Source organism: Mesorhizobium sp. M0062 (genome assembly GCF_040323125.1).
GTDB lineage: Bacteria > Pseudomonadota > Alphaproteobacteria > Rhizobiales > Rhizobiaceae > Mesorhizobium.
Map to the genome: position 1 here is coordinate 218,296 of NZ_JAMYUO010000004.1, position 26,315 is coordinate 244,610.

At 62.9% G+C, this 26,315-nt stretch carries 32 protein-coding genes, 1 other RNA gene and 1 pseudogene; 20 read left to right on the plus strand and 14 right to left on the minus strand.

Going from position 1 to position 26,315, the window contains the following annotated elements; all coding sequences use genetic code 11:
• The first annotated feature begins 93 nt into the window (after positions 1–93).
• From NKJ64_RS07190 to NKJ64_RS07220, 7 genes are all read left to right on the plus strand, one after another.
• Positions 94–957 carry a LysR family transcriptional regulator gene (locus tag NKJ64_RS07190; protein ID WP_352462236.1) on the plus strand — a complete coding sequence of 288 codons (864 nt, stop codon included), beginning with the start codon at positions 94–96 and terminating at the stop codon, positions 955–957.
• Between the two features lie 141 nt (positions 958–1,098).
• A complete protein-coding gene (gene efp, locus NKJ64_RS07195; protein WP_023668757.1) occupies positions 1,099–1,665 on the plus strand; it encodes an elongation factor P in 567 nt (188 codons plus the stop codon).
• 22 nt (positions 1,666–1,687) lie between these two features.
• Complete coding sequence (locus tag NKJ64_RS07200; RefSeq protein ID WP_023684166.1) at positions 1,688–2,488, plus strand: inositol monophosphatase family protein; 801 nt, start codon at positions 1,688–1,690, stop codon at positions 2,486–2,488.
• A gap of 110 nt (positions 2,489–2,598) precedes the next feature.
• A complete protein-coding gene (gene trhA, locus NKJ64_RS07205) occupies positions 2,599–3,315 on the plus strand; it encodes a PAQR family membrane homeostasis protein TrhA (RefSeq protein ID WP_023688947.1) in 717 nt (238 codons plus the stop codon).
• 179 nt (positions 3,316–3,494) lie between these two features.
• On the plus strand, positions 3,495–4,520 hold the full coding sequence (locus tag NKJ64_RS07210) for a MotA/TolQ/ExbB proton channel family protein (protein ID WP_023668754.1): 1,026 nt from the start codon (positions 3,495–3,497) through the stop codon (positions 4,518–4,520).
• Between the two features lies 1 nt (position 4,521).
• A complete protein-coding gene (locus NKJ64_RS07215; RefSeq protein ID WP_023684164.1) occupies positions 4,522–5,553 on the plus strand; it encodes a peptidoglycan -binding protein in 1,032 nt (343 codons plus the stop codon).
• A gap of 239 nt (positions 5,554–5,792) precedes the next feature.
• A complete protein-coding gene (locus NKJ64_RS07220) occupies positions 5,793–6,218 on the plus strand; it encodes a hypothetical protein (RefSeq protein WP_023688945.1) in 426 nt (141 codons plus the stop codon).
• Positions 6,219–6,296: 78 nt separating this feature from the next.
• On the opposite strand, the gene NKJ64_RS07225 is transcribed toward NKJ64_RS07220, so the two are convergent.
• Positions 6,297–6,650, minus strand: coding sequence for a DUF1304 domain-containing protein (locus NKJ64_RS07225; protein ID WP_352462237.1), 354 nt, complete (start codon positions 6,648–6,650; stop codon positions 6,297–6,299).
• A gap of 151 nt (positions 6,651–6,801) precedes the next feature.
• Between NKJ64_RS07225 and NKJ64_RS07230 the strand changes: the two genes are divergently transcribed.
• Positions 6,802–8,289, plus strand: coding sequence for a carboxypeptidase M32 (locus tag NKJ64_RS07230; protein ID WP_352462239.1), 1,488 nt, complete (start codon positions 6,802–6,804; stop codon positions 8,287–8,289).
• A 10-nt stretch (positions 8,290–8,299) separates the two neighbouring features.
• On the opposite strand, the gene NKJ64_RS07235 is transcribed toward NKJ64_RS07230, so the two are convergent.
• The gene (locus NKJ64_RS07235) at positions 8,300–10,102 is read right to left on the minus strand and encodes an ABC transporter transmembrane domain-containing protein (protein ID WP_352462241.1); all 1,803 of its coding nucleotides are present in this window, start codon (positions 10,100–10,102) and stop codon (positions 8,300–8,302) included.
• A gap of 205 nt (positions 10,103–10,307) precedes the next feature.
• On the opposite strand from NKJ64_RS07235, the gene rpmE reads away from it, so the two are divergent.
• Positions 10,308–10,529 carry a 50S ribosomal protein L31 gene (gene rpmE, locus NKJ64_RS07240; RefSeq protein ID WP_023668748.1) on the plus strand — a complete coding sequence of 74 codons (222 nt, stop codon included), beginning with the start codon at positions 10,308–10,310 and terminating at the stop codon, positions 10,527–10,529.
• Positions 10,530–10,716: 187 nt separating this feature from the next.
• On the opposite strand, the gene NKJ64_RS07245 is transcribed toward rpmE, so the two are convergent.
• Positions 10,717–11,358, minus strand: a complete 642-nt coding sequence (locus NKJ64_RS07245) for a TetR/AcrR family transcriptional regulator (RefSeq protein ID WP_023684159.1) — start codon at positions 11,356–11,358, stop codon at positions 10,717–10,719.
• A 118-nt stretch (positions 11,359–11,476) separates the two neighbouring features.
• On the opposite strand from NKJ64_RS07245, the pseudogene NKJ64_RS07250 reads away from it, so the two are divergent.
• Together NKJ64_RS07250 and NKJ64_RS07255 are read left to right on the plus strand one after the other, a co-directional pair.
• Positions 11,477–12,305, plus strand: a pseudogene (locus NKJ64_RS07250) (NAD(P)H-binding protein).
• 1 nt (position 12,306) lies between these two features.
• The gene (locus tag NKJ64_RS07255) at positions 12,307–12,783 is read left to right on the plus strand and encodes an anthrone oxygenase family protein (RefSeq protein WP_352462243.1); all 477 of its coding nucleotides are present in this window, start codon (positions 12,307–12,309) and stop codon (positions 12,781–12,783) included.
• Positions 12,784–12,816: 33 nt separating this feature from the next.
• Here NKJ64_RS07255 and NKJ64_RS07260 read toward each other — a convergent pair whose 3' ends face one another.
• The 5 genes from NKJ64_RS07260 to NKJ64_RS07280 form a co-directional block, all read right to left on the minus strand.
• Positions 12,817–13,128, minus strand: coding sequence for an Rdx family protein (locus NKJ64_RS07260; protein ID WP_023755551.1), 312 nt, complete (start codon positions 13,126–13,128; stop codon positions 12,817–12,819).
• Entirely contained in the window at positions 13,125–13,445 is a 321-nt protein-coding gene (locus NKJ64_RS07265) for a hypothetical protein (RefSeq protein WP_352462244.1), read from the minus strand. The genes NKJ64_RS07260 and NKJ64_RS07265 overlap by 4 nt, the downstream gene beginning before the upstream one ends.
• 7 nt (positions 13,446–13,452) lie before the next feature.
• Positions 13,453–13,911, minus strand: coding sequence for an RDD family protein (locus NKJ64_RS07270; RefSeq protein ID WP_155922484.1), 459 nt, complete (start codon positions 13,909–13,911; stop codon positions 13,453–13,455).
• A gap of 93 nt (positions 13,912–14,004) precedes the next feature.
• The gene (locus tag NKJ64_RS07275; RefSeq protein WP_023668740.1) at positions 14,005–14,754 is read right to left on the minus strand and encodes a YebC/PmpR family DNA-binding transcriptional regulator; all 750 of its coding nucleotides are present in this window, start codon (positions 14,752–14,754) and stop codon (positions 14,005–14,007) included.
• A gap of 180 nt (positions 14,755–14,934) precedes the next feature.
• Positions 14,935–15,258, minus strand: a complete 324-nt coding sequence (locus NKJ64_RS07280; protein ID WP_023668739.1) for an ArsR/SmtB family transcription factor — start codon at positions 15,256–15,258, stop codon at positions 14,935–14,937.
• A gap of 50 nt (positions 15,259–15,308) precedes the next feature.
• Between NKJ64_RS07280 and NKJ64_RS07285 the strand changes: the two genes are divergently transcribed.
• The 3 genes from NKJ64_RS07285 to NKJ64_RS07295 are packed head-to-tail and all read left to right on the plus strand — an operon-like array spanning position 15,309 to position 16,686.
• On the plus strand, positions 15,309–15,791 hold the full coding sequence (locus NKJ64_RS07285) for an SRPBCC domain-containing protein (protein WP_352462245.1): 483 nt from the start codon (positions 15,309–15,311) through the stop codon (positions 15,789–15,791).
• Complete coding sequence (locus NKJ64_RS07290; protein ID WP_460221647.1) at positions 15,788–16,174, plus strand: VOC family protein; 387 nt, start codon at positions 15,788–15,790, stop codon at positions 16,172–16,174. Before NKJ64_RS07285 ends, NKJ64_RS07290 begins: the two co-directional genes overlap by 4 nt.
• Positions 16,175–16,203: 29 nt before the next feature.
• Positions 16,204–16,686: an SRPBCC family protein gene (locus tag NKJ64_RS07295; RefSeq protein WP_023698429.1), complete on the plus strand. Its 483-nt coding sequence runs from the start codon at positions 16,204–16,206 to the stop codon at positions 16,684–16,686.
• 21 nt (positions 16,687–16,707) lie between these two features.
• Here the strand turns inward: NKJ64_RS07295 and NKJ64_RS07300 are convergent, their stop codons facing one another.
• The 5 genes from NKJ64_RS07300 to ssrS form a co-directional block, all read right to left on the minus strand.
• Positions 16,708–17,469 carry a TerC family protein gene (locus tag NKJ64_RS07300; RefSeq protein WP_023694576.1) on the minus strand — a complete coding sequence of 254 codons (762 nt, stop codon included), beginning with the start codon at positions 17,467–17,469 and terminating at the stop codon, positions 16,708–16,710.
• A gap of 73 nt (positions 17,470–17,542) precedes the next feature.
• Positions 17,543–18,367 (minus strand): TIGR00282 family metallophosphoesterase, encoded by an 825-nt coding sequence (locus tag NKJ64_RS07305; protein ID WP_023668734.1) that lies wholly within the window; start codon positions 18,365–18,367, stop codon positions 17,543–17,545.
• Between the two features lie 56 nt (positions 18,368–18,423).
• Positions 18,424–18,951, minus strand: a complete 528-nt coding sequence (locus tag NKJ64_RS07310; protein WP_196813862.1) for a DUF3592 domain-containing protein — start codon at positions 18,949–18,951, stop codon at positions 18,424–18,426.
• 82 nt (positions 18,952–19,033) lie between these two features.
• On the minus strand, positions 19,034–19,618 hold the full coding sequence (locus tag NKJ64_RS07315) for a 5-formyltetrahydrofolate cyclo-ligase (RefSeq protein WP_023832606.1): 585 nt from the start codon (positions 19,616–19,618) through the stop codon (positions 19,034–19,036).
• A 92-nt stretch (positions 19,619–19,710) separates the two neighbouring features.
• Positions 19,711–19,866, minus strand: a non-coding RNA gene (ssrS, locus tag NKJ64_RS07320) — 6S RNA.
• A 150-nt stretch (positions 19,867–20,016) separates the two neighbouring features.
• Between ssrS and NKJ64_RS07325 the strand changes: the two genes are divergently transcribed.
• Complete coding sequence (locus tag NKJ64_RS07325) at positions 20,017–20,856, plus strand: AAA family ATPase (protein ID WP_023694573.1); 840 nt, start codon at positions 20,017–20,019, stop codon at positions 20,854–20,856.
• Between the two features lie 43 nt (positions 20,857–20,899).
• Here NKJ64_RS07325 and NKJ64_RS07330 read toward each other — a convergent pair whose 3' ends face one another.
• Complete coding sequence (locus tag NKJ64_RS07330) at positions 20,900–22,453, minus strand: MFS transporter (protein WP_352462246.1); 1,554 nt, start codon at positions 22,451–22,453, stop codon at positions 20,900–20,902.
• A 125-nt stretch (positions 22,454–22,578) separates the two neighbouring features.
• Here NKJ64_RS07330 and NKJ64_RS07335 point away from each other — a divergent pair, with 125 nt between their 5' ends.
• The 5 genes from NKJ64_RS07335 to NKJ64_RS07355 are packed head-to-tail and all read left to right on the plus strand — an operon-like array spanning position 22,579 to position 26,256.
• Positions 22,579–23,442 (plus strand): LysR family transcriptional regulator, encoded by an 864-nt coding sequence (locus NKJ64_RS07335; RefSeq protein ID WP_023824273.1) that lies wholly within the window; start codon positions 22,579–22,581, stop codon positions 23,440–23,442.
• Between the two features lie 58 nt (positions 23,443–23,500).
• Positions 23,501–23,947, plus strand: coding sequence for a GNAT family N-acetyltransferase (locus NKJ64_RS07340; protein ID WP_023668728.1), 447 nt, complete (start codon positions 23,501–23,503; stop codon positions 23,945–23,947).
• A gap of 35 nt (positions 23,948–23,982) precedes the next feature.
• On the plus strand, positions 23,983–24,225 hold the full coding sequence (locus tag NKJ64_RS07345) for a type II toxin-antitoxin system HicB family antitoxin (protein ID WP_031204429.1): 243 nt from the start codon (positions 23,983–23,985) through the stop codon (positions 24,223–24,225).
• A 26-nt stretch (positions 24,226–24,251) separates the two neighbouring features.
• A complete protein-coding gene (locus NKJ64_RS07350; protein WP_023815246.1) occupies positions 24,252–25,442 on the plus strand; it encodes a vWA domain-containing protein in 1,191 nt (396 codons plus the stop codon).
• A gap of 16 nt (positions 25,443–25,458) precedes the next feature.
• Positions 25,459–26,256 carry an MBL fold metallo-hydrolase gene (locus NKJ64_RS07355; RefSeq protein WP_023704917.1) on the plus strand — a complete coding sequence of 266 codons (798 nt, stop codon included), beginning with the start codon at positions 25,459–25,461 and terminating at the stop codon, positions 26,254–26,256.
• Positions 26,257–26,315 lie beyond the last annotated feature (59 nt).

A 26,315-nucleotide genomic window follows, 5' to 3' on the forward strand; every position in this document is an offset into this window, starting at 1 on the left:
TCCTTTCGTTTGAAAGGAAAATTGCTTGCCAGGCGATGGATTTCAAATTCATAATGTTTACAATGATTATGCTTACGAGACATGGTGATAGCTATGCTTGAGGAATTGCGCACGCTCGCCCTGTTTGCCGAGGAGGGCTCGATCCAGAAGGTCGCCCGGCGCCTGCCGCTGACGCAGCCGGCTGTGACCCGGCAAATCCAGCGGCTGGAGGACATGCTTGGCACGACGCTGCTCGACCGCCGGCAAAAGCCGCCGCGACTGACGCCGACGGGGCTGGAAGTGCTGGCGCGCGGACGCGATATCATCGCTTCCGTAGAAGCGCTGAAATCCTTCGCCGGAAAGACCGAGCCGGAAGGACTGTTCCGCCTGGGTCTCGCCCATGGCCTCTCGGACCGCGACATCGCCGGGGCCATCGCCAACGCCGCGGCGGCGTTCCCGAAAGTGTCGCTACGGCTCAAGACCGGCTGGAGCGCCGAACTGATCGATCAATTCGAACGCGGCGAGCTCGATGTGACGATTGTTCTGCGATCGTCGGACAAGCCAGGTCCGGAAGCGCTTGGCACTGAACGTCTTGGCGTCATAGCTGCGTCCACCGTCGCCGATCCGGAAGACGGTGGCCGGACACCCATGCCGTGGGTGCTTAGTCCGGCACCTTGCGACGCGCGCCAGAAGCTCACGTCCGTTCTGGTCGGCGGAAGGCGTTATTTCGAGATCGCGGCGGAGATACAGGATCCGGCCTTGCAGATGGAATGGATCCGTCGGGGGCACGGCCTTGGGCTAGTGCCGTTGCGTCTTGCAAGGCGCGGACTTCCCGACGGCCTCATGCTGGTCAACACGGAAGATGTCGACCTTTCCTTGCAGGTCGCCGCACTTCGTTCGCCTCATCTCAACCGGCAGACTGAGGCTGCGGACGCCATCGTCGAGGCCGTCGGCAAAGTCATTGCGGCCCAGGTTTGAGGCTACCAGCCCTTGTCGGGCGATCTGGCATCCCTTGCCTCTCCTGCCGATTTGTGGTCTTGGGAGCCCGAAATCGCTTATCCAGCGACCATCCTCATATCAACGGCCAAGCCGTTGCTAGCATCCCGGATCAATCTCATCATGGCCAAGATCAATGGCAACGAAATCCGTCCCGGCTATGTCATCGAGCACGATGGCGGCCTTTGGGTGGCGGTCAGGACCAACACCGTCAAGCCCGGCAAAGGCGGCGCCTACAACCAGGTCGAACTTAAGAACCTGATCAACGGCACCAAGCTCAACGAGCGCTTCCGCTCAGCGGAGACCGTCGAGCAGATCCGGCTCGATCTGAAGGATTTTTCCTTCCTCTACGCCCAGGACGACGCGCTGGTGTTCATGGACACGCAGAGCTACGAGCAGCTCGAGCTGGCGAAGGATTTCGTCGGCGACCGCGCCGCCTTCCTGCAGGACGGCATGATGGTGACGGTCCAGCTCTATGAGGACAGGCCGATCGGCATTTCGCTGCCCGACCAGGTGACGCTGACCATCACCGAGGCCGACCCGGTGGTGAAGGGCCAGACGGCCGCGTCCTCGTACAAGCCGGCGGTGCTGGAAAACGGCATCCGCGTGCTGGTGCCGCCATTCATCGGCGCCGGCGAACGCATCGTCGTCGACACCAACGAACTCACCTACATGCGCCGCGCAGACTGACGCGTAGGCAGGAACAGATACGATGGCACGCTCCGCACTTCTCAATGTCATGGTCCAGGCCGCCATGAAGGCCGGCCGCTCGCTGTCGCGCGACTTCGGCGAGGTGCAGAACCTGCAGGTGTCGATGAAGGGACCGGGCGACTATGTCAGCCAAGCCGACCGCAAGGCCGAGGACATCCTGTTTGCCGAACTGTCGAAGGCGCGGCCGGGCTATGCCTTCCTGATGGAAGAGCGCGGCATGATCGCAGGGGACGACGACCAGCACCGTTGGATCGTCGACCCGCTCGACGGCACCACCAATTTCCTGCACGGCATTCCGATCTTTTCCATCTCGATCGCGCTGGAGCGACAGGGCCAGTTGGTCGCCGCCGTCATCTACAATCCGGCAATGGATGAGCTCTACACCGCCGAGCGCGGCGGCGGCGCCTTCATGAACGATCGCCGGCTGCGCGTTGCCGGCCGCAGCAAGCTCACCGACTGCGTCATCGGCTGCGGCGTGCCGCATCTCGGCCGCGGCCAGCACGGCAATTTCCTCGTCGAGTTGCGCAATGTGATGGCCGAGGTCTCGGGCGTGCGCCGCCTGGGTTCCGCGGCGCTCGATCTCGCTTATGTCGCGGCCGGCCGCATGGACGGCTTTTGGGAAACCGGCCTGTCGGCCTGGGACATTGCCGCCGGCCTGCTGCTGATCCGCGAGGCCGGTGGCTTCGTCTCCGACATGGATGGAGGCCAGGATATGCTCGAGGCGGGTTCGCTCGTCGCCGGCAACGAGGTCATCCAGCGCGCGCTGCTCAAGGCGGTGAAGAAGCCGCTTTCGGCGCGCTGATCACTTGGCATGCCGGCGCGGCGTGCTGAAGCGCCGCGGTCGCAAAACCGCAATCAAAGCTTGAAATACTGCCCGGCGGCCGCCCAGATAAGGGTGACGCAGGATTTTTTATGACGAGCATACCTTCACTATCCTCGCGAGAAGCGCAGCCAGACCAGCCAGTTGAAATCCCTTATGTCGGGCGTTGGCACTACTCGCGTGCGGAGATGATCGCCGATGGCATCGTCCATGCGGTCGGCATCGTGCTGGCGATAGCAGCCGGCTCGGCCTTGCTGGCACTGGCCGCCTTCCATGCCGGTCCCGGCGAATACATCGCCGCCGCCTTCTTTGTGGTGTCGCTGCTGACTGTGCTGTCGATTTCGCTGACCTACAATCTGTGGCCGGTGACGTCGCCGGCGAAGTGGATCTTGCGGCGCTTCGATCATGCGGCGATCTACCTCCTGATCGCCGCGACCTACACGCCCTTTCTGGCCCAGCTCGACGGCTCGCCGCTGGCGCTGCCGATGATTGTCCTTGTCTGGACCGCTGCTTTGACCGGCATTGCCATGAAAGTGTTCCTGCCCGGCCGCTTCGACCGTCTGGCCATTGTCTTCTATCTCGCCATCGGCTGGAGCGGCGTCGTCCTGGTCAAGCCGCTGGTGGCGACGTTGCCGACGACTTCGATCGCGCTGATTGTCGCCGGCGGCATCGTGTACTCCTGCGGCGTCATCTTCTTCGCCTGGAAACGCCTGCGCTTTCACAATGCCCTCTGGCACGGCTTTGTCGTCACCGGCGCCGGGCTGCATCTTGCCGCCATGGTCGACTGCCTGGTCGTCAACCGCCTCTGAACGGCGTGGTGCGGCCCGACAGTCGGGCAATATTGCCAAGCGCCATTCAATTTGGTCACAATTCCGTTTAGAGTCGCGAATTACGTGATCGGCGGCACTGGAGCAGTTCCAGGGAAGTATGAGCGGCTTCCCGTTCGGAATTGCGTCAAGGCAAATAGAGCATCGGAAACGGGGCACGGATGGCTTTTCTCAGATCCTTCGGCGTGGGCAGGCGTTCTGATGTCCTGATGTACGATCCGCACAAACTGTCGAGCCCGCAGGTCTTCCTCCTGACCATGGTCATCTTCCTGGTCATCGTCGCCTTCATCGCCGCCATCCTCACCCGCCAGATCTCGACCGCTTTCGGGAGCAATCCCGGCCTCAATGGCCTCATCGTCGGCGTCCTTGTGGTCGGCATCCTGCTTGCCTTCGCCCAGGTCGGACGACTGTTTCGCGAAGTGCGCTGGGTCAATTCCTTCCGCGCCGGTTCCGAAACCACCGAGCCGGTGCTGCTGGCGCCGATGAAGGCGATGATCGGCCGCTCCTCGACGGTCGCCTTCTCGACGTCTTCGATGCGCACCATGCTGGATTCGATCGCCACCCGCCTCGACGAAAGCCGCGACACCTCGCGCTATCTCGTCGGGTTGCTGGTGTTCCTCGGTCTGCTCGGCACCTTCTGGGGCCTGCTCAACACCATCGGCTCGATCCGCGAAACCATCGAATCGCTCGATCCCGGCACCGGCGACGCCGCCGCCGTGCTCGATTCGCTGAAGCAGGGGCTGTCGGCGCCGCTGGCCGGCATGGGTACGGCCTTTTCGTCCTCGCTGTTCGGCCTTTCCGGGTCGCTGGTGCTAGGCTTCCTCGACCTGCAGGCCGGCCGCGCGCAGACCCGGTTCTATACCGAGCTTGAAAACTGGCTGTCCTCGGTCACCGATCTCTCCTCCGACATCGCCGTCGCCGACCCGGCCAAGACTGAATCCTCCGACGAGATCCGGGTCCTGTCGGAACGGCTGCGCAGCATGCAGGAAAGCGGCGGCGGCTCCAATCCGCGCGTCGCCACCGCCATGGCCAATCTCGCCGACGGCATTTCCGGCCTGGTCAAGAACATGCGCTCCGAGCAGCAGATCATGCGCGACTGGGTCGAGGCCCAGTCGGACGAGCAGAAGGCGATGCGCAACACGCTGGAAAAGATCGCCGACGCGCTGAAGAAACCCGGGGTCCACTAGCATGGCTCTCGCCAGGGGCCGGCGCACCGATCGCCGGATCGACTATTGGCCGGGCTTCGTCGACGCGCTGTCGACGCTGCTGCTGGCCATCATGTTCCTGCTCACCGTTTTCGTGCTGGCGCAGTTCCTGCTCGGACGCGAACTCTCCGGCAAAGATACGGCGCTCACGCGCCTCAACTCGCAGATCAACGAACTGACGCAGTTGCTGGCGCTGGAGCGCTCGAGCGCGCAGGACAAGGACGATTCGCTGGCCAATCTGCAGGCGTCGCTGTCGGCCGCCGAAGCTGAGAAGAGCCGGCTCGAACAGCTGCTGGCACAAGGTGCCGGCGCCGGCGACGCCGCCACCCAGCGCGCCGCGGAACTCGGCGGCGAACTCGACAGCCAGCGCCAGATCAGCCAGCAGGCGCTGAGCCAGGTCGAGATCCTGAACCAGCAGATCGCAGCACTGCGCAAGCAGATCGGCGCGCTCGAGGACGCCCTCAATGTGTCCGAAACGCGCGACCGCGATTCCAACACCAAGATCGCCGATCTCGGCCGTCGGCTCAACGTCGCGCTGGCGCAGCGCGTGCAGGAGCTGAACCGCTATCGCTCCGACTTCTTCGGCCGCCTGCGCGAAATCCTCGCCGACCGCGAGAACATCCGCATCGTCGGCGACCGCTTCGTCTTCCAGTCGGAAGTTCTGTTCCCGACCGGGTCGGAAGTGATCAACGATGCCGGCAAGGTCGAGATGAAGAAGCTCGCCGATGCCATCATCGAGTTGCAAAAGGAAATCCCGCCCGAGATCAACTGGGTGCTGCGCGTCGACGGCCACACCGACAACAAGCCGCTGTCCGGCGCCGGCCGCTATCGCGACAATTGGGAATTGTCGACGGCGCGTTCGACCTCGGTGGTCAAGTTCCTGATCGAGAACGGCGTCCCCGCCAACCGGCTGGTTGCGGCTGGCTTCGGCGAATTCCAGCCGCTCGACCCCGCCGACACCGAAGACGCCCGCAACAAGAACCGACGCATTGAACTGAAGCTCACCGAACGGTGATTTTCAGTCACGCGAAATTGTTTGCCGGATCAACTCTAGGGCGCAACGCCAGGTCGGCAAGGCCTGAAAACATTATCTTTCTTTAATTACACTTCGCGTTTCCGGGCTCCTACTTTGACGCGCAGGGCCGAGAACCGCCGGCGATGCCTCCCATCGCGACGCGACGGAACCGGACGGCCCGCTTCCGGAAGGCGGAGCGAAAGCGCTTGCCCCTTCCATAGCAGGAGGAGACGCACATCATGCGCTCTTTGAAGACTCTCAGGACCGCAACCCTCACGACACTTCTGATCACTGTTCCACTCGCCGGCGCCTATGCCGCCGGACATCACAAGGGCGCCCTCGACGCCAGCGACCCGACCGACATGACCGGTCCGCGCGTGACCGGCCTGATCGAGCAGGTGCGGGGCGTCGAACAGGGCATCACGGATGCGCGCGAGACGAAGGGCATCTCGACCTCGGAAGCGCAGTGGCTGCATCTGCGTGCTGCGCATATCGGCCAGGCCGCCGAACGGGTCGCCGCTTCGGACCATGGCCGGATCCCGGCCGCGCAATATCACGATCTGCTGCGCCGCCTCGACAATGTCGATCAGAGGCTGATGTCCGACACCGGCAGCGGCTTCATGATCGGTGATGGCTCCGACGGCGGAAATTATCCGAACGGCTGAGATCCGCTCTGATATCTCCAGGAATGAGGAAGGGACTGTCTGACGCCCCCGGATCTGGCTCCGAGGGCGTCTTTTTTGTCACCAGCCCTGCCACAGCGCAGCGAGGGCCAGCACCGCCGGCACGGTCTGAATATAGAGGATCTTCCGGCTGGCAGTCGCCGCGCCATAGAGCCCGGCGACGGCGATGCAAAGCAGGAAGAACACCTTGATCTGGAATCCCGCCGCGCCGAGATAGAGGCCCCAGATCAGCCCGGCGGCAAGGAAGCCGTTGTAGAGCCCCTGATTGGCGGCGAGCACCTTCGATGCGCTGGCGAAGTCCGGCTTGAGGTTGAACGCCCTGTGCCCGCGCGGTGTGTCCCACGCCACCATCTCCAGATAGACGATAAAGAGGTGGATCAGGGCCACCAGCCCGACCAGGAAATTGCCGATCATCTCAGTCTCCCCTCCGGCGGTGTTCCACCGCAAGCCAGCATTCCACGCACAAGCTCACCGGCGCAAGCTGCATCGGCGATAGCCACCTTTGAGGGTTGCCAATCCTGGCGCGTTGGTATCTTTTCCCGCCGTCCAAAACGCGGAACCTGCCATGTCCTTTCACAAACTCGATGATCTCGGCCACAAGCTCGAAGCGCTGGAACATGCGCTCGCTATCCTCGGCGCCGACGAGGCGACTCACATGGCTGTCGGCGGCGGCGAGAAGCGCGCCGAAGCCATGTCGTCCCTGGCCGGGATGCTGCATATCAGGGCAACGGCGCCGGAGATCGCCGACTGGCTCGCCGCCGCCGAACAGGAGTCGCTCAACGAGGAGCAGCAGGCGGCGGTCCGCGAACTGCGTCGCCAATACACCAACCTGACCTGCCTGCCGGTCGAATTCGTCGAGCGCCAGACGGTGGCCCGTATGCGCTCCGAGCAGCTCTGGCGCGACCTGCGCGCCAAGAATGACTGGGCCGGCTTCCTGCCGGCGCTCGAAGGTGTCATCGCGCTGGTGCGCGAGGAAGCCGCTTTGCGCGCCGACGCGCTCGGCCTCGATCCCTACGACGCACTGATGGAGCAATACGATCCTGGCAACCGCGCCGCCGACATCACGCCGGTGTTCACCGAGCTGAAGACATTCCTGAAGGGCTTCGTGCCGGAAGCCCTGGCCGCGCAGGAAGCGCGCCTGGCCGGGCATCCCGTGAAGCCGCTCTCCGGTAGCTATGCGATCGACCGGCAGCGCGAGCTTGGTCTCGCCATGATGGCTTCGGTCGGCTTCGACCTCACCCACGGTTCTCTGTCCGTATCGCACCATCCCTTCTGCGGCGGCGTGCCGAGCGACGTGCGCATCACCACCCGCTACAAAACGTCCGACTTCCTGTCGGCCTTGATGGGCGTGCTGCACGAGACCGGCCATGCGCTCTACGAGCAGAACCTACCGAAGGCCTGGGCGCACTGGCCGCTCGGCAAGGCGCGCGGCATGGCGGTGCATGAAAGCCAGAGCCTGTTCGTCGAGAAACAGGTCGGCCGCAACCCCGAATTCTGGCGCTGGGCGCTGCCCGTGGTCGAAAAGCATCTCGGCGAAGCCTGGTCGCTCGACGACATCCTGCCGCATGTGCACCGGGTCGAGCGCGGCCTGATCCGCGTCGACGCGGACGAGGTAACCTACCCGCTGCATGTCATCCTGCGCTACGAGTTGGAGCAGGAGCTGGTCTCGGGGCGGCTGCAGGCGGCCGACCTGCCCGAAGCGTGGGACGCCAAGATGCGGGAGTATCTTGGCCTTTCGACCATCGACAACCCAGCCGACGGACCGATGCAGGACGTGCATTGGCCGGGCGCCGCCTTCGGCTATTTCCCGTCCTATACGCTGGGCGCCATGATGGCGGCGCAGCAATGGGCTGCGCTGACGCGCGACCATCCTTCAGCCGACAGCGAGCTTGCCAAGGGCAATTTCGCCGCCATCAATGACTGGCGCCGCGACAAGATCTGGTCGCAGGGTTCGCGCTGGTCGACGCCCGAACTGCTTGAGCGCGCCACCGGCGAAAAGCTCAACGCCGCGTATTTCACCGAGCATCTCCGCAAGCGGTATGGTCCCGCCTGATTGCGGGTTGCTACTCCGCGGCACCCCTGAAGGCGCTTGCTCCGGTTTCGAACTGCAGCTTGGCCAGCCTTGCATAGATGCCGCCCTTGGCGACCAGGCTCTGGTGCGTGCCTTCCTCGACGAGGCGGCCGCCATCCATGACCAGGATGCGGTCGGCCTTCAGCACGGTCGCCAGCCGGTGGGCGATGACGATGGTGGTGCGGCCCTGCATCAGCCGTTCCAGCGCCGTCTGCACCAGCGTTTCGCTTTCGGCGTCGAGCGCCGACGTGGCTTCGTCGAGCAGCAGGATCGGCGCGTCGCGCAGGATGGCGCGGGCGATCGCCACGCGCTGACGTTGGCCGCCGGACAAGGTGACGCCGCGCTCGCCGACCTGGCTGTCGTAGCCCTTGTCGAGCCTGAGGATGAACTCGTCGGCCAGCGCGTCCCTGGCGGCGGCCTCGATCTCGGCATTCGTCGCGCCCGGCCGGCCAAAGCCGATATTGTCGCGCGCGCTTGCCGCAAAGATGGTGACATCCTGCGGCACGATGGCAATGCGCTCCCGCACTTCAGCCGGATCGGCTTTGCGCACGTCGACACCGTCAATGGCGATGCGGCCGGTTTCGGGATCGTAGAAGCGCAGGATCAGCGAAAAGACGGTGCTCTTTCCGGCGCCCGACGGGCCGACGATCGCCACCGTCTCGCCCGGCTTGACCTGAAAACTCAAGCCGTGGACGGCGGCACGGTCCGGCCTTGCCGGGTAGGAGAAGGAGACGTCGTCGAAACTGATCGCGCCTGTCGCCTTGGCGGGCAGCGGCAGCGGATTGGCCGGCGGTTGAATCGCCGGCGTCTCGTCGAGTATCTCGGTCAGCCTTTCGGCCGCACCCGCCGCCTGGGCAAGCTCGCCCCAGACTTCCGACAGTGCGCCCAGCGCGCCTGCGGCAAACACGGAGTAAAGCAGGAACTGGCCGAGCGTGCCGGGCGACATCGTGCCGGCAAGCACGTCACGCGAGCCGAACCACAACACCGCCACGACCGAGGAAAAGATCATGAAGATGGCAAAGAAGGTGAGCAGCGAGCGGTAGAAGATCGACGAGCGCGCCGCCTGGAAGGCGGCTTCCACCGCGGCCGAGAACCGCCCGGTGACCAGCGTCTCGTTGGTGAACGCCTGCAGCGTGCGCACCGCGCCGATCTGCTCGCTGGCATAGGCGGTCGCTTGCGCCAGCGTATCCTGCGCCTGCCGTGACCGGCGCCTCACCGAACGGCCGAACGCGACCAGCGGCAGCACGATGAGCGGAATGGCCGCGATCACCAGGCCCGACAGTTTCGGGCTGGTGACGACCATCATCGCCACCGCGCCAAGGCCGAGGATGACGTTGCGCAACGCCACGGAGGCAGTGGCGCCGACGGCGGATTTCACCTGCGTGGTGTCGGCGGCAAGCCGCGAGACGATCTCGCCCGACTGGGCGGTGTCGAAGAAGGACGGCGAAAGCGTCGTGACATGCGAAAACACGTCGCTGCGGATGTCGGCAACGACCCGCTCGCCGAGCGTGATGACGAAGTAGTAGCGTCCGGCCGACGCCGCCGCCAGAATGGCTGCCATCGCAACCAAAGCGGCGAAATACTCGGCGATGAAGACGGTGCCGGAAGCACTGAAACCGTGATCGATCATGCGCCGCACGGCCAGCGGCAGCGCCAGCGTCGTCGCCGCGGCGATGGCGAGCGAAATGAGGGCGCCTATGACCAGTTTGCGGTAGCGGAATATGTAGGGATATAGGCGCCTGAGCGGCCCGAGCGAGCGCCTGCGCCCGTCTTGCTCGCCGCTGATGTCCGCCATGACCGTTTCCTCTGGCCGCTTCCAGGTGGGCGCTTTCAATATGCGCCTGCCGCGGCCTTGTGATTCAATTCCGGCTGATGTATAGGCTCGCCGACCGTTTTAGAAGCCGTGGCTTTTCAATAGCTGCGGCTTCGAGTTTTAAAAAGGGGCGCATCGACGCAGGCCGCGGGCCCGTCTGTAGCGCCACAAGCCAGGAAGCACGACAATGAAGGCCGATATCCATCCCGACTACCACACCATCAAGGTCGTCATGACCGATGGCACCGAATACTCGACCCGTTCGACCTGGGGCAAGGAAGGCGATACGATGAACCTCGATATCGACCCGACCACGCACCCGGCCTGGACCGGCGGCCAGCAGACCCTGCTCGACCGCGGCGGCCGCCTGTCGAAGTTCAAGAAGCGCTTCGAAGGCTTCGGCCTCTAAAGTTTACCTGTATCGCTGAATCAAGAACCCGCCCTTGTGGCGGGTTTTTTGTTGCCGCCAAAGTCAGTCGCTTCAAGCTAACGCGCCCGATACCTCCCGCTTGTGGGGAGGTCGGCCCAAGGGTCGGGTGCGGTCCGACGCCTCCACCCTGCTGCTTCGAAGCGACCCTTCCCAGAGTGGTGCGAGCCTACCCGTCCACCAATTCCCGCAGCGCCATGCGCTTGTAGGCGGCGACCAGCCTGTCGCCCTCCTGCCGGTCGACCGAGATCGCCAGCCGCACGGCAGCCTCGCCCATCTGCCAGACCAGAAACGCTGTGGTCTCCAGCGCCACCGGATCGGCGCCGGGATGCAGCCGCTTCAGCACCATGGTCAGGAATTCGGCATTTGCCCGGCTGTCGGCGAGTTCGAGCTGGCGCAGCGCCTTGTCGGCCTGCGTGCCCGACCAGATGTCGCGCATCACCGGCTCGGCCAGGAACAGCTGATAGTAGATATCCACCAGCTCCGAAAACGCCTGCCGCAGGCCCTCGGCGTCGACGACATCCTTGAGCGCCGAGGAGATGCAGGCCTGGCTTTCGGCGGTGTAGCGCTCGGCCAGCGCCCAGACGATCGCCCGCTTGTCGGGAAAGAACTGGTAGAGCGAGCCGATCGACACCGCGGCCCGTTCCGCCACCTCGCCCATGCGCATGGCGTCGCTGCCTTGCTCGGCAATCAGCGCCGAGGCTGCGGCCAGCATGCGCTCGACCCGCTCGCGGCTGCGCTGCTGGGTGGGCGCCCGTCGCGGCGATGCGACCTGCTCCTGGGCAGATGCGGGCGTTGCTGTGTCTTCCATGACGGCCTCCGGTCTCGACAAAATCTGCCAACAGACGGCTTGACTCCCAAAATACGAGGGTTTATCACGTTTTGCAAATGTGAGGACTACTCATGTTTATGAACAGAGGAAAACCACCATGACCGACACCAAACCAGTCCTGATCCTCGGTGGCACTGGCAAGACCGGCCGTCGCCTCGCCGAGCGGCTGACCTCACAGGGCATTCCCGTGCGCATCGGCTCGCGTTCCGGCAGCCCCCGCTTCGACTGGGAGGTTCCGGAGACCTGGGAGCCTGCCATGCAGGGCGTGGGCGCCGTCTACATCAGTTACTATCCCGACATCGCCGTGCCGGGCGCCGCCGAGACCGTCGGCGCCTTCGCCAGGCTTGCGGTGGCAAATGGCGTCACCCGCATGGGTGCTGCTCTCCGGCCGCGGCGAGACCGAAGCCCAGCGCGCCGAAGAGATGGTCAAAGCCTCGGGCGCTGACTGGACGATCCTGCGTTGCGCCTGGTTTTCGCAGAATTTCAGCGAAGGTTTTCTCGTCGAGTCCCTGCTGCAAGGCGAAGTGGCCTTGCCTGTCGGCCCTGTTGGCGAGCCCTTCGTCGATGCCGACGACATCGCCGATGCTGCCTTCGTTGCGCTGACCGAACCGGGTCATGTCGGCCAGCTCTATGAGTTGACCGGGCCGCGGCTGCTAAGCTTCGCCGACGCGGTTGCCGAGATCGCCAAGGCGACCGGCCGCGACATCCGCTATATCAAGATCTCGCATGACGAATTCACCGCCGCGACGGCGGCATACGAACTGCCGCCCGAAATCGCCTGGCTGCTCAACGAGCTGTTCACCGAAGTGCTTGACGGCCGCAACGAGACGCTGACCGACGGCGTCCAGCGTGTGCTCGGCCGCGCGCCGAAAGACTTTTCCGCCTACGCAAATGAAACCGCTGCAACCGGCATCTGGAGCAACTGAGATGATCAAGCTTCTTCCCACCCTCACCATCATCGCCGCCATCGGCTCGGGCGTCGTCGGCGGCGTGTTCTTCGCCTTTTCCAACTTTATCATGTCGGCGCTTGCCCGGCTGCCGGTCCCCCAAGGCATCGCAGCGATGAATTCGATCAACATCACGGTGATCACGCCCACCTTCATGACGGCGCTGTTCGGCACCGGCCTGCTCTGTCTGGTGCTTATCGCCGCCGTTCTCATGGGGTGGAGCCAGTCCGGCTTATACTGGCTGCTTGCCGGTGCCGTGATCTATTTGATCGGCAACCCGATCGTGACCATGGTCTTCAATGTGCCGCTCAACGATGCGCTCGCCGCCGTCGACCCGGCCAGCGCCAATGGCGCAGCCGTGTGGGAGAACCATCTGAACCAATGGGTGATGTGGAACCACGTCCGCACCATCACCGCCATCGTGTCGATGGCCTGTTTCATCTTCGCATTGCTATGAAAAATGGCACTTCGCAAACGCAAGGACCTCGCCTCAAGAGGGGTCGTTTTGCGTGTGACCCTTGCGGTCGGAATGGCCTAGATCGCGGTCCGGATCGATGACGTCGCGCACCAGCTGCTTGAGCTTGGCTGCATCGGGAAAGCCGCCGTCGCGCTTGCGGTCCCAGACCAGCACATCGTTGCAGGAAACGGTGAAGATGCCGCCTGTGCCCGGCACCAGCGTCACTTCACCGAGATCCGTGCCGAAGGTGGATAGCAGTTCCTGCGCCATCCAGCCGGCCCGCAGCAGCCACTGGCACTGCGTGCAATAGGTGATGACGATCCGAGGTTTATCAGGGAGGCTCATTCATGTGTCTCGCGGGTGCGAACGGTTGTGCCGGCAACCCGATCATGGATCGGCTCATTGCCCAACGCTATCGTTATTCCGATCCAGACCTTCCAGACCAAAGACAAGCCGATCGCGACCAAGGCGGGCACGAATTCCAACCAGGCATTGCTCGGCGCAGGTCGCGGAAAGCTCCCCCAGGTCTGAAAGGCAAACCATGCCCCTGTCAGTACGACGGGGAAAGTGCCGAGAAACTTGATCACCTGTCGACGAAACGCCTTTCGCAAGGGCAAGCCTCTTCTCTGCCATTCATTCTCGTCATAAACGACGAGCACCAAAGCCCGCTTACCGACTGATCGGCCCGAGGCCATCTCCATAAGAAGAAGATAGATCGCCAGAGCGGGTACTTGGAGGGAAACTCAGATCCAACGCCGTAGGTCGAAAATTCCCCTTCGAATTAAGATCGATTGAAACCGTCTCGGGCTTCGCAGACTGGGTTTCCTTCGCAGTGCCAACTGCCCAATCGGCTACTGGAAAGCCGAAGAGAGACGACTTGCACACCTGCCAATCGTACCGTCCAAGCGACGGACCGCCGTGCACCTTGGCCGAGCTGCATATTCTTAGGAAGAGCCAGAAGTGACCTTTCACCGCACCGTCGGTCAGCGCGAACAAGCCAGCCACCAGAAAATAGAGAGGTATCAGCACGACAAGGTAGTCGATAAACGAAGCAAGGAACCGACGCCAGAAGCCACCGCGGCGAGGCCAAGCCATCGCACCGGCAAGTGGAATCCCTTCGCCGGTCATCTCCCCTCCCGTCGATCACTGACTGATCTATACATTGGGTGGGGAGTCCTTGGCTACGGCCTTCGCCTACACTTCCGTGTGACGGTCAGAAACTCATGCCGCGCTGAGCTTGGCCATGGTCTCGTCGTCGACCTCGAAATTGGCGTAGACGCTCTGCACGTCGTCATCGTCCTCGAGCGTTGCCACCAGTTTCATCAGCGATTGCGCCCGCTCTTCGTCGACCGGGACATTGTTCTGCGGCTGCCAGATCGGCTTCACCGATTCGGCCTCGCCAAGCGAGGCTTCCAGCGCCTTAGACACTTCGCCCATACTCTCGAACGCACAGTAGATGGTGTGGCCTTCCTCGTCGGACTCGACGTCATCGGCGCCGGCCTCGATCGCCGCGTCCATCACCTTGTCGGCGCTGCCGGCGGAGGCCGGATAGTAAATCTCGCCGGCGCGGTTCCACATGAACGACACCGAGCCGGTTTCACCAAGCGCACCCCCGGCTTTGGTGAAGGCGGCGCGCACGTTCGAGGCCGAGCGGTTGCGGTTGTCGGTCAGCGCCTCGACGATCAGCGCCACGCCGCCTGGCCCATAGCCTTCATAGCGCACCGCTTCGTAATTCTCGGCATCGCCCATCGATGCCTTGTTGATGGCGCGCTGGATGTTGTCCTTCGGCATCGACACCGCCTTGGCGTTCTGAATGGCCAGGCGCAAACGCGGGTTCATCGACGGATCCGGTGTTCCGCTCTTGGCGGCGACGGTGATTTCGCGCGCCAGCTTGGAAAACATTTTCGACCGCACCGCGTCCTGCCGGCCCTTGCGGTGCATGATGTTCTTGAACTGTGAATGGCCGGCCATGGCACCCCTGTCGTCTTCGGCTAGAGCATCCCGAAGCGAGGTGGTCTCACCTCGTCCTCCCGGGTACTCGAATTCAAATTTTCAGAGCCGTCCAAGGTGCAACGCGATGGATGCACGGCGTTCTCTGTCGGAATGGCCGGCTTATAGATAAATCGGCTCAATTCGTCCAGCCGCGCCGGTTCAGCCCTCCAGATCGGACTTCAGCCGGTCGATAATGCTGAGCGCATGGCCGGCATACTGGCTGATCCAGCGGTCGTGGATGTGCTTGATCGGCAGCGCGTTGAGATGGTTCCAGCGCTCTCGCCCTTGGCGCTTTGCCACCACCAGTTCGGCTTCTTCCAGCACCTTGAGATGCAGCATGACGGTGCAGCGATCGATGTCGGGAAACGCCTCGCACAACATGCCGGTCGTCTGCGGCGCATCCTTCAGCCGATCCAGCAATTCGCGACGGCGCGGATGCGCCAACGCCTTGAAAACGTGATCGTCTGCGGTTTGGCTTGACATGTTATGTTTCTATAACATATCGTCGAGCCAATCAAGGAGGAGCTGTGGATATGTCTCTTGGATTCAGAGTTTCCGGGCGCATCGGCAAACCGGTCGCCGAAGTCTTCGACGCCGTCGTCAATCCCAAAAAGCTGAGTGGCTATTTCACCATCATCGGCGGCGCCAGCGCGCCGCTGAAGGCCGGCACCGGGGTGGTCTGGTGGGGCAAGGTGCCCGTCGAAGTCGATGAGGTGATCAAGGACCGCCATATCGTGCTGCGCTGGGATGCCACCGATGCCGAAGGCAAGCCCGCCTACAAGACACGCATCGAGATGAACTTCGAGCCGCTGGACGATGGCGGCACCCTTGTGACCATTGCTGAATCCGGCTGGCCGGAAGGCGTGGTCGGCCTGCAGAAATCCTACCTCAATTGCGAGGGCTGGTCGCAGATGCTGGCCTGCATGAAGGCCTATGTCGAATACGGCATCAATCTGCGCGACGGCTACTACCGCGGCGAGATGAGGGGCGAGCCGGCCAACGAGACAAACAGATGAACAGCGCAACGGAGCCCGCAATAACCGCGAAAATGACAGGTGGAATCAACATCGCCATGAAAGTCCCGTCACATCAGTACGAGGCGACGATCGCCTTCTATCGCGACGTCGTCGGCTTGAATCCATTCACCGCCAAGACGCCGGCCATCGGCTTCGAGCTTGGCCCAAACCGTCTGTGGATCGACGAGGCGCCGATGCTGAGCCAGGCCGAAGTCTGGCTTGAGCTTTTCACCGACAATTCTGCAGCCATTGCGGATCATCTCGCCAAGGCCGGCGTCGTCCGTTGCGACGCGGTCGAGCCCCTGGGCGAAAGCTTTCGCGGCTTCTGGATCGCCAACCCGGCCAGCATCGTTCACATGGTGCGCGAGCCTTACGCCTGGTGAGCGCAAACCGGACAAGGAAAGGAGCATCGATGGAAATTCACAAAACGCCGACTGCCGAAGCCGGCATGCTGATCAGGCGGCCGGTCGCCGAGGTCTTCGAGGCGATCGTCGACCCGGCCATCACCACGAAATTCTGGTTTACCCACAGTAGCGGCCGGCTGGATAGCCGCAAAGAGGTTCGCTGGGAGTGGCGCATGTACGGGGCCTCGGCGATGGTCAATGTCAGCGAGATCGTCGAGAACAAGAAGATCGTCATGCAATGGAGCGATCCGCCGACCACTGTGGTCTGGACATTCACGGAGATGCCCGGCGCCGAAACGCCTGACGGTGCGACCTTTCTTGAGGTCAGCAATTTCGGCTTCGCCGGCACCGCCGACGAGCAGGTCAAGCAGGCGGTCGGCTCGACCGACGGCTTCGCACTCGTTCTTGCCGGCGCAAAGGCATGGCTGGAACAGGGCCTGTCGCTTGGCCTGATCGGCGACCGTTATCCGAAGGGCGTGCCGGGGCGCTAGGATCGCCCCGATCGCCCAGCCTCAATGCCCACCGCTGGATTTCTTCCTTCGCCGCGCCAGCATGTTGAGGCCCTCGACCAGGGCGGAAAAGCCCATCGCGGCGTAGATGTAGCCCTTCGGCACATGATAGCCCATGCCGTCGGCGATCAGCGTCATGCCGATCATCAGCAGGAAGCCCAGCGCCAGCATGACGATGCTCGGGTTCTTGGCGATGAAATTGGCCAGCGGCCCGGCCGCCAGCATCATCACGCTCACCGCCACGATCACGGCGATGTACATGATGGCAATCTCGTCGGTCATGCCGACGGCGGTGATGATCGAATCGATCGAAAAGACGAGATCGAGCAGCAGGATCTGGAAGATGGCGCCGGCAAGCGAGATCTGCAGCGTCTCGCCCATCATCGTATCCTTGTGGTCGTCGGGATCGACGGTGTGGTGGATTTCCTTGGTCGCCTTCCAGACCAGGAACAGGCCGCCGGCAATCAGGATCAGGTCGCGCCAGGAAAAGCCATGGCCGAACGCTGTGAACACCGGCGTCGTCAGCTGCACGATGATGGAGATGGTTGCGAGCAGCACCAGCCGCATGATCAGCGCCGCCGAGATGCCGAGACGGCGGGCGCGGGCGCGCTGCGCCTCAGGCAATTTGTTGGTCAGGATCGAGATGAAGATCAGATTGTCGATGCCGAGCACGACCTCGAGGACGATCAGCGTCAGCAACGCGACCCACGCGGTTGGATCGGAAACAAATTGAAAATGCGGCGCAAAGAACTCGATCAGCTGCATGGAGGTCGTCCCCTCTTTAACGATCTAGAGCAGTTTCGTCGCCAGTTAGGTACTTTACTCGACTATATCAATGTCAAGACCAGAAGGATGGCGCGGTTTCTTCGAGCCGCGGCCCGCGACGAAAAGGCGCGATCTTCTCGGTCAGGCCGGTGCGGTCGGAAATAGTGACGCCGACGCCGCACAATGTCGCCGGTCCGGTCGCCGCCTCGAAGCGGCCTTTCGGCACTTTCGACAGGAAGCGGTTGAGCGGCTCTTCCTTGTCCATGCCGAGCGAGGAATCATAGTCGCCGCACATGCCGGCATCGGACATGTAGCCGGTGCCGCCGTTGAGGATCTGGTGGTCGGCCGTCGGCTGGTGCGTATGGGTGCCGATGACGAGGCTGGCGCGGCCGTCGACGAAATGCGCGAAGCACATTTTCTCCGAGGTCGCTTCGGCATGGAAGTCGATGACCACGGCATCGGCCTGCTCGCCCAGCGGACAGGCGGCCAGCTCGCGCTCGCCGGCCTGGAACGGATCGTCGAGCTCGGGATGCATGAACACCCGGCCCATGATGTTGGCGACCAGCACGCGCGCGCCGTTTTTGGCGATATAGACGCCGGAACCGCGCCCCGGCGTGCCCTTGGGGAAGTTGGACGGGCGCAAGAAGCGCTCCTCGCGCGGCGCGAAGACCAGTGCGTCGCGCTGGTCCCAGACATGGTTGCCGGTGGTGACGACATCCGCACCGGCGGCGATGGTGTCGCGAAAAATGTCTTCGGTGATGCCGAAGCCGCCGGCGGCGTTCTCGCCATTGACGATGACGAAGTCGAGTTTGAAATCCGAGATCAGGCCGGGCAGTTGTTCCCACACCGCCGTACGTCCCGATTTGCCCACCATGTCGCCGAGGAAGAGAAGTCTCATGCCCACTTCTATCCAGAGGCACGGACGCTAGGCAAGCGCTACCCGGGCGATTGGCGCTAACGCCGGCCGAAAGTACCACGCTGCTGTTGAGGCGGCTTGGCGCTCGCGCCCGCAACGCGAACTGCCGAAGGCATCATCGGTGACGCCGGCGGTGCGGTGCGTCCGCGCAGCCAGAAGAACCACACGTAAAAAACAGTGAACCCACCAGTAGCGGCCAGGAGCAACAGCCCGCCGCGCCAGCCCTTCATCGCCGCGGTATCGAGGATCGATGGATTGGCAGGGTTGTAATACAACTTCACCGCGTCGCCTTTGGACGCCGTGTAGAGGCCGATGTCCTTTCCCTTGCCGGACCACGTCATCGGTGCATCGTTCGCGACATAGGTGACAGCGACGTTGATGCCTTTCGCGGTGAGGCCATTACCCTGGGCTTCGCTGTAGGAACTGACATCCGTCACTGTGGCAACCGTCTGATGCCAGGCGAACTGGTGGTGCAGGGCCGTTCCGGAAATGTGCAATGCCATCGCGAACAGCGTTACCGCGATGAGGACGAACGGCATCAGCAGGAAGCGTGCGAAGACAAACATGATGGCCGCCATCGGCTCGGACTGTGTTGCCGGAATACTATCCGGCACGTCTTGGAAACGCGTTAAGCGGGATCGCGGTCTTTTAAGCGATGTCGAAGCGGCGCAAACCGCTCTCGGTGAGTATTTCCGGGATGATGACGTCGTGCGCCTCATCCGGCACCAGACCCACCTCCTGGCAATCGAAGGCGATGCCGATCAGTCGTGGCGGCTGGCCCTTGTCGATCAGCCTGGCGATGGCGCGGTCGTAATAGCCGGCGCCATACCCGATGCGATGACCGCGGCTGTCGAAGGCCGCGAGCGGCACCAGCATCACCGCGGGATCGAGAACCTCGGCCTCCGCATGCGGACCGACCGTGCCAAAACCCATCTCGACCATCGGCGCGCCGCGCACCAGTTCGCGAAAGACGATGGTGGTCTTGTCGAGGATGGCCGGCAGGCAAAGCCTGGCCCCCTTCTCGCGCAAGGCGAACATCAGCGGCCTGATGTCGACTTCCGATCGCATCGGCCAGAAAGCTGAAACGATCTGACCCGGCTCGATGGCGAGGTGGTCGCGCGCCGTCTCGGCCATCTCAAGCGCGATCTCCACCCGCCACAGCGGATCGAGCGCATCGCGGCGGCCGAGTGCCTCGAGGCGCAGCTGCTTTTTCAGGGCTTTGGGAGATGTCATGCGCGGACGATAGAAAAGGTCGGATCTGGGTGACGTTTCATGAGCGACGTTTTCTACCACATCATCCGCCAAACTGGGCGGATACAGGTAAGTGACGATCCACACAACCGGTGGAGAGAGCGATCCCGGGAACCTACAAAGTAGGTGGGCGCCGTATGAGAAAACCCACGGGTCTTCCCAGGGACAGCTCCCTAAGGATCGTTAAGGCCCCGGGGAAAATGTTCTCCTGCCGGGAAGCGCAGACCGCCAAGCCCAATATAGGCGGCTGGTCGGTCAAGCGCTAGTGACATGAAGCCGATGTTTCCATTTCGATCTCACACGCTTTGGTCGCAGCCGGCTCGCCCTTGCACAGGTCAAGCAGCGTCCTTACGCTCGCGCTGACCAACCGAGGAGCAAGTATGCGTTTCGAAGGCACGGCGGCCTATGTCGCCGACAAGGATCTGATGGTGGCGGTGAACGCCGCGATCGCGCTGGAGCGGCCATTGCTGGTCAAGGGCGAGCCGGGCACCGGCAAGACCGAGCTTGCCCGCCAGGTGGCATCGGCGCTCGGCCTCGACCTGATCGAATGGCACGTCAAGTCGACCACCCGTGCGCAGCAGGGACTGTATGAATATGATGCTGTCTCGCGGCTGCGCGACAGCCAGCTCGGCGATGCCAGGTTCAACGACATCAAAAACTACATCAAGCGCGGCAAGCTCTGGCACGCCTTCGCGGCCGGTAAGAAGGTCGTGCTGTTGATCGACGAGATCGACAAGGCCGATATCGAATTCCCCAACGACCTTTTGCAGGAACTCGATCGGATGGAGTTCTTCGTCTACGAAACCGGCGAAACGATCCGCGCCGCTGTGCGCCCCATCGTCATCATCACTTCCAACAATGAGAAGGAACTGCCCGACGCCTTCCTGCGCCGGTGCTTCTTCCACTACATCCGCTTTCCCGATGTCGACACGCTGCACAAAATCGTCGACGTGCACTATCCCGGCATAAAGCAGAATTTGGTGCGTGCTGCCCTGACCCAGTTCTACGAGATCCGCGACGTGCAGGGGTTGAAGAAGAAGCCGTCGACCTCCGAGGCGCTCGACTGGATCCGCCTGCTGGTCGCCGACGACATCGCACCCGAGGATCTGCGCGCCGACCCCAGGAACGCGCTGCCGAAACTGCACGGCGCGCTGCTGAAGAACGAGCAGGACGTGCATCTGTTTGAGCGCCTTGCTTTCATGGCCAGGCGGCAGGGATAAGGATCGTCGGGCGGGCTGAGCGCTATGAGCGGGCTTCGGCCGATCACTCGGCCGCCGCAAGCCCTGTCTCCTGCGGCGCGACGCGCTTCGGCCCGAAGATGACGAAGCCGATGACCGACAGGGCGAGAACGCCGATCCCGCAATAGAGCATGACCCAGCCGAAACCGTTGACCAGGGCGGCATGCACGATGGCGCCGGATGGGTCGAGGGCTGCGAGCTTCGGCGTCCCCTGCGCAAGGCCCTCCAGATTGCCGGTGGCGACCCTTTCCGCCAGTGCCCGCAACTCATCCGGCTCCAAAGCCGCGCCGAGTGTGGCCCGCAGGTGGGAAACGATACCTTGCGTCAGCAGCAGGCCGAGCACCGCGATGTTGATGGCAAGCGTGATCAGGCGTGCGCTGATGTCGATGCCGGACGCCATGCCGGCACGATCCGGCGATACCGCGCCGGTCGTGGTATTGGTGGTCGGCGAATTGGTGAGACCGATGCCGATGCCGGCAATCAGCGTGCCGGGCAGCATGGTCAGCCAGGTCGCGCCCTCGAGCCCGGAGCCGATCCACATGGCGATGAAACCGATCCCTAGCGTCAGCAGACCGAGCGGGATGGCAATTCGCGCCTGATAGCGCGCGCGCAGGCGCTCGGCGATCGGCGGCATCACCATGAAGGGCAGCGTGTAGACGAGCAACAGCAGGCCGGTCGTCGTGCTGTCGTAGCCGAGAACGCCGGAATAATAGATCGGCAGATAGATGATGAACGGCCAGTAGCTGAAATTCATGCCGATGGCGCCCATGATCGCGCCGGAAAACTGGCGGATGCGGAACACGGCGAAATCGAACATCGGATAGGGATTGACCCTCTCGGCGACAAGGAAAGCGATGAACGCAGCCACGGAGGCTGATATCACGCCGATGCGGGCGCTGGTCCCGAGATCCGCACCCTGCGTGATCAGATAGGAGAAGCCGAACACAGAAGCCGACAGCGTCAGCATGCCGGCCCAGTCGAGCTTCTGGGCGTTGTGATCGCGCGATTGCGTGACACCGGCGCCGATAAAGGCGAGCGCCAGGAGCGCCAGCGGCACGTGGATGAGGAACACCCATTGCCAGTTCGACAGCGCCACGATCAAGCCACCGATGGCGGGACCGAAACCAAGCCCGATGCCTGAGACGACGCTCCAGGCAACAAAAGCCTTGCCGCGTTCGCGGCCGTCCTGGAACTGATGCGACAGCACGGCGACGCTGCAGGTCAGCATCGCGCCGCCGGCGAGGCCTTGCAGGAAGCGGGCGGCGATCAGCAGCGCCGCACTCGGAGCCAGGCCGCACAGCAGCGAGGCGAGGCCGAAGGCGACGGTGGTGATCACCATCACGCTCTTGCGGCCGAAACGGTCGGCCAATGTCCCCGTCGCCATCAGCACCGTGGTGCAGGCAATGGTGTAGGCGTTCATGATCCATTGCAGGTCTTTGAAATCGGCGGCGAGCACGCTTTCGAGTTTCGGCAGGATCATCGGCACGCTGGAGATTTCGAGCCCGAACAAGAGCGACGCCAAGCACACGCCGGTGAGCGCGATGGTGTTCGTTGAATTGGCATATCGATCTCTTTCCATCCGAGTATGAGGCGCTCTTCAAACCGCGACCAGTTTGACATAGAGGAGACTTGACCATGAAAAAAGACTATGCTCGGCTATATCAGAAATGACAAAATCGAATAGTTGGCCAATGGAGTGCTGCGATGACCAGTCTTGATGTGGACGCCGTACGAACCTTTGTGATGGTGGCCGATCTGCAGAGCTTCACCCAGGCGGCATCGGCGCTGGGCAGCACGCAGGCGACGATCAGCGTCAAGCTGCGCCGCCTTGAGGAGAAGCTCGGCGCGCGATTGATCGAAAGAACGCCGCGCCGCGTCAGCCTGTCGGCACGAGGCGCCGTCTTCCTCCCCGCCGCGCGTGACTTCCTTGCCGCGCACGAGCGCGCCATGGCGGAGTTTGCGTCAGCACCGTGCCGGCTTGCGCTCGGCTTTGTCGATCATGCCGCCGGTCCGGCGCTGTCCATTCTGATTGCCCAGCTCCATGCGCACGATCCATCGCTGACGCTCAGTTTGAGGATCGACACCAGCACGGTGCTCAAGGAAGCTTTCGATCACGGCGAGCTCGACGCAGTCATCGTGCACCGCGAAGGCGACAGCCGTCCTGGCCGGACCTTGTCGCGCAACCACTATGGCTGGTTCGCCGCACCTTCCTTCGAGTGGCAGCGCGGAACGCCGTTGCGCCTCGCGCTCTTAAGCACCGTGTGCAACTGTCCGGATCGTGTGCGGGCGCTCGAGGCGCTGGACAAAGCAGGCATCGCCTGGGAGGAGGCCTTCGTCGGCGGCGGCGGCGCGGCCGTCAACATTGCGATATCGGCGGGCTTTGCCGTTTCGGCGCTGGCTCACTGCGTCGCTCCGCCCGGCCTGATCGAGGTTGGCCGCAAGCTCGGCCTGCCGTCGCTTGACCCCTCCGAAGTGGTCCTGCATTCGCACAATCTGGCGCCGCGGGCGCGTGACGCGCTGCAAATGCTGGCGACCGCATTTCGCGAGTACAATTCGCCGGTGGATTAGGCGATGGTGTTTCCGATCTGATTCCGCCGGAATCCGATAAGGCCTTCGAGGAACCGAAATGACCGAGATCACCGTCCGCCCGCTGGCGCTGGCCGACCATGCCGACTGGCGGCGGCTGTGGACTGCCTACCTCACCTTCTACGAGACCAAGCTGCCGGACGAGGTCTACGACATCACCTGGAAACGACTGTTCACGGAAGGTGAATTCGAACCGAAGGGGTTTATCGCCACGCTCGACGGCAAGGCGGTCGGCCTGACCCATTATCTCTATCACCGCTCCGGCTGGTCGGAGAAAAACAACTGCTACCTGCAGGACCTGTTCGCAGACCCTGATGTGCGCGGCAAGGGCATCGGTGCGGCCCTCATTGAAGCGGTCAAGCAGGAAGCCGGCAAGATCGGCGTCAAGAACGTCTATTGGATGACCCACGAAACCAACGCCACAGCGCGCAAGCTCTACGACCATGTCGCGCGGCGGACAGGTTTTATCGAGTATGATCTGCTATGATGCGAGCGCGGTCGAAATAACGCGGAAGGAGCCGAATGATCCGCTATGTCGGAATCCTGGATGGCAGTGACGGCGTTTGGGGAGTGCGGATGCCCGATCTCGCCGGCTGCCACGGGGCCGGCGCAAACCCGGCGGAAGCGATAGCCGATGCCGCCTCGGCTATGCGCGAATGGGCGGAAGCCCGCATCGCAAAGCACTTGCCCATGCCCAACCCACGACTGTGGCAAATCTTCTGCAATCCGGCGAAATCGACAGTGCCCGTGGCGACTCCGCCGTGACCGTTCGGCATAGATAACGGCAAACCATGTTCCTCCCCTTCTTTCTCGAACTAAAGGCCGCGCGCGTTCCCGTTTCGCTCAGGGAATATCTGTCGCTGCTGGAAGGGCTGGAGGCCGGGCTGGTCGACTATGACGTCGAGGGTTTTTACTACCTCGCCCGCGCCGCGCTTGTGAAGGACGAACGCCATATCGACCGCTTCGACCAGGTGTTTGCGCATGTCTTCAAGGGGATCGAGGCGCTCACCGGCCCCGATGCCGTCGGTGTCGCCAACATCCCTGAGGAATGGCTGCGCCGGCTCGCCGAAAAGCACCTGACCGAGGAAGAGAAGAAACTGATCGAGGCGCTCGGCGGTTTCGACAAGCTGATGGAGACACTGAAGCAGCGGCTGGAGGAGCAGAAAGGCCGCCACCAGGGCGGCTCGAAATGGATCGGCACCGGCGGCACTTCGCCTTTCGGCGCCTATGGCTACAATCCCGAAGGCGTGCGCATCGGCCAGCATGAAAGCCGCAATCGCCGTGCGGTGAAAGTCTGGGACAAGCGCGAGTTCAAAAATTTCGACGACGCCGTCGAGCTCGGCACCCGCAACATCAAGGTGGCGCTGAAGCGCCTGCGTCGCTGGGTGCGCGAGGGTGCGGAGGAAGAGTTCGACCTGCCCGGCACCATCCATGCCACCGCCGAGCACGGCTATCTCGATGTGCAGACGCGCCCCGAACGGCGCAACGCCGTGAAGCTCTTAATGTTCTTCGATGTCGGCGGCTCGATGGACGACCACATCAAAAGCGTCGAGGAGCTGTTTTCGGCCGCCCGCGCCGAATTCCGCCAGCTCGAATATTTTTACTTCCACAACTGCCTTTACGAGGGCGTCTGGAAGGACAATCGGCGCAGGCATGCCGAGACCATCCCGACCTTCGATCTGCTTCACAAATACGGCCCCGACTACAAGGTGATCGTCGTCGGCGATGCCTCGATGAGCCCTTACGAGATCGCGCATCCCGGCGGTTCGGTCGAGCATTGGAACCCGGAAGCCGGCAGTGTCTGGCTTGGCCGCCTCATCCAGCAATGGCCGAATGCGGTCTGGCTGAACCCCGAAAACCAGAAAAACTGGGGCTTCACCCATTCGATCGCGATGATCCGCGATCTCTTCGGCGGCCGCATGTTCCCACTGACGCTGGCCGGGTTGGAAGCCGCGACGAAGCAGCTCTCACGCAAGCATTGATATGAGAGGAAAACCGATGACCTGCTTTCTTTGCCCGCAATGCGGCGTCCAGTTCGCGGCAACGCAGACCCCTCCAGAAAATTGCCCGATCTGCGAGGACGAGCGGCAATATGTGCGCTGGGAAGGCCAGGCCTGGATCACTGGGGAAGAACTCTCTGCCGGGCATAGGCTTGTGATGAAGGACGATGCCGGCGTTCTCGCTTTCGGCATCGAGCCGCGCTTTGCTATCGGCCAGCGGGCGCTGCTGGCGCAGACGCCGCACGGCAATGTGCTGTGGGATTGCATCTCGATGGTGAGCGACGAGGCGGTAGCCGAAATCAACCGTCGCGGCGGCCTGGCCGCGATCGCCATTTCGCACTGCCACTATTATTCGGTGATGGTCGAGTGGAGCGAGGCGTTTGGCGGCGTGCCGATCTATCTCCATGCCGACGACCGCCAGTGGATTATGCGGCCGCACAACGCCATCGTCAGCTGGGCGGGCGAGACGCTGGCCATAAACCCGTCGCTGACACTCGTGCGTTGCGGTGGCCATTTTGCCGGCGGCCAGGTGCTGCATTGGAAACGCGATGACGGTAACGCCCTGCTGTCCGGCGACATATTGCAGGTGACGCCGACGCGTCGCCATGTCAGCTTCATGTACAGCTATCCGAACTACATTCCGCTCAATGCGCCGGCCGTGCGACGCATCGCGGCGGCACTTGAGCCTTTCGAATTCGACGACATCTACGGCGCGTGGTGGCAGCAGAACATCATCGGCGACGCAAGAACGGCATTTCATGCGTCGATCGCCCGCTATCTTCAGGCGATTGGGTAGGAGCTCGGCTGAAAATGCGAGCAAAACACGTAACAAACGCCTATCTCTAAGCGAATATA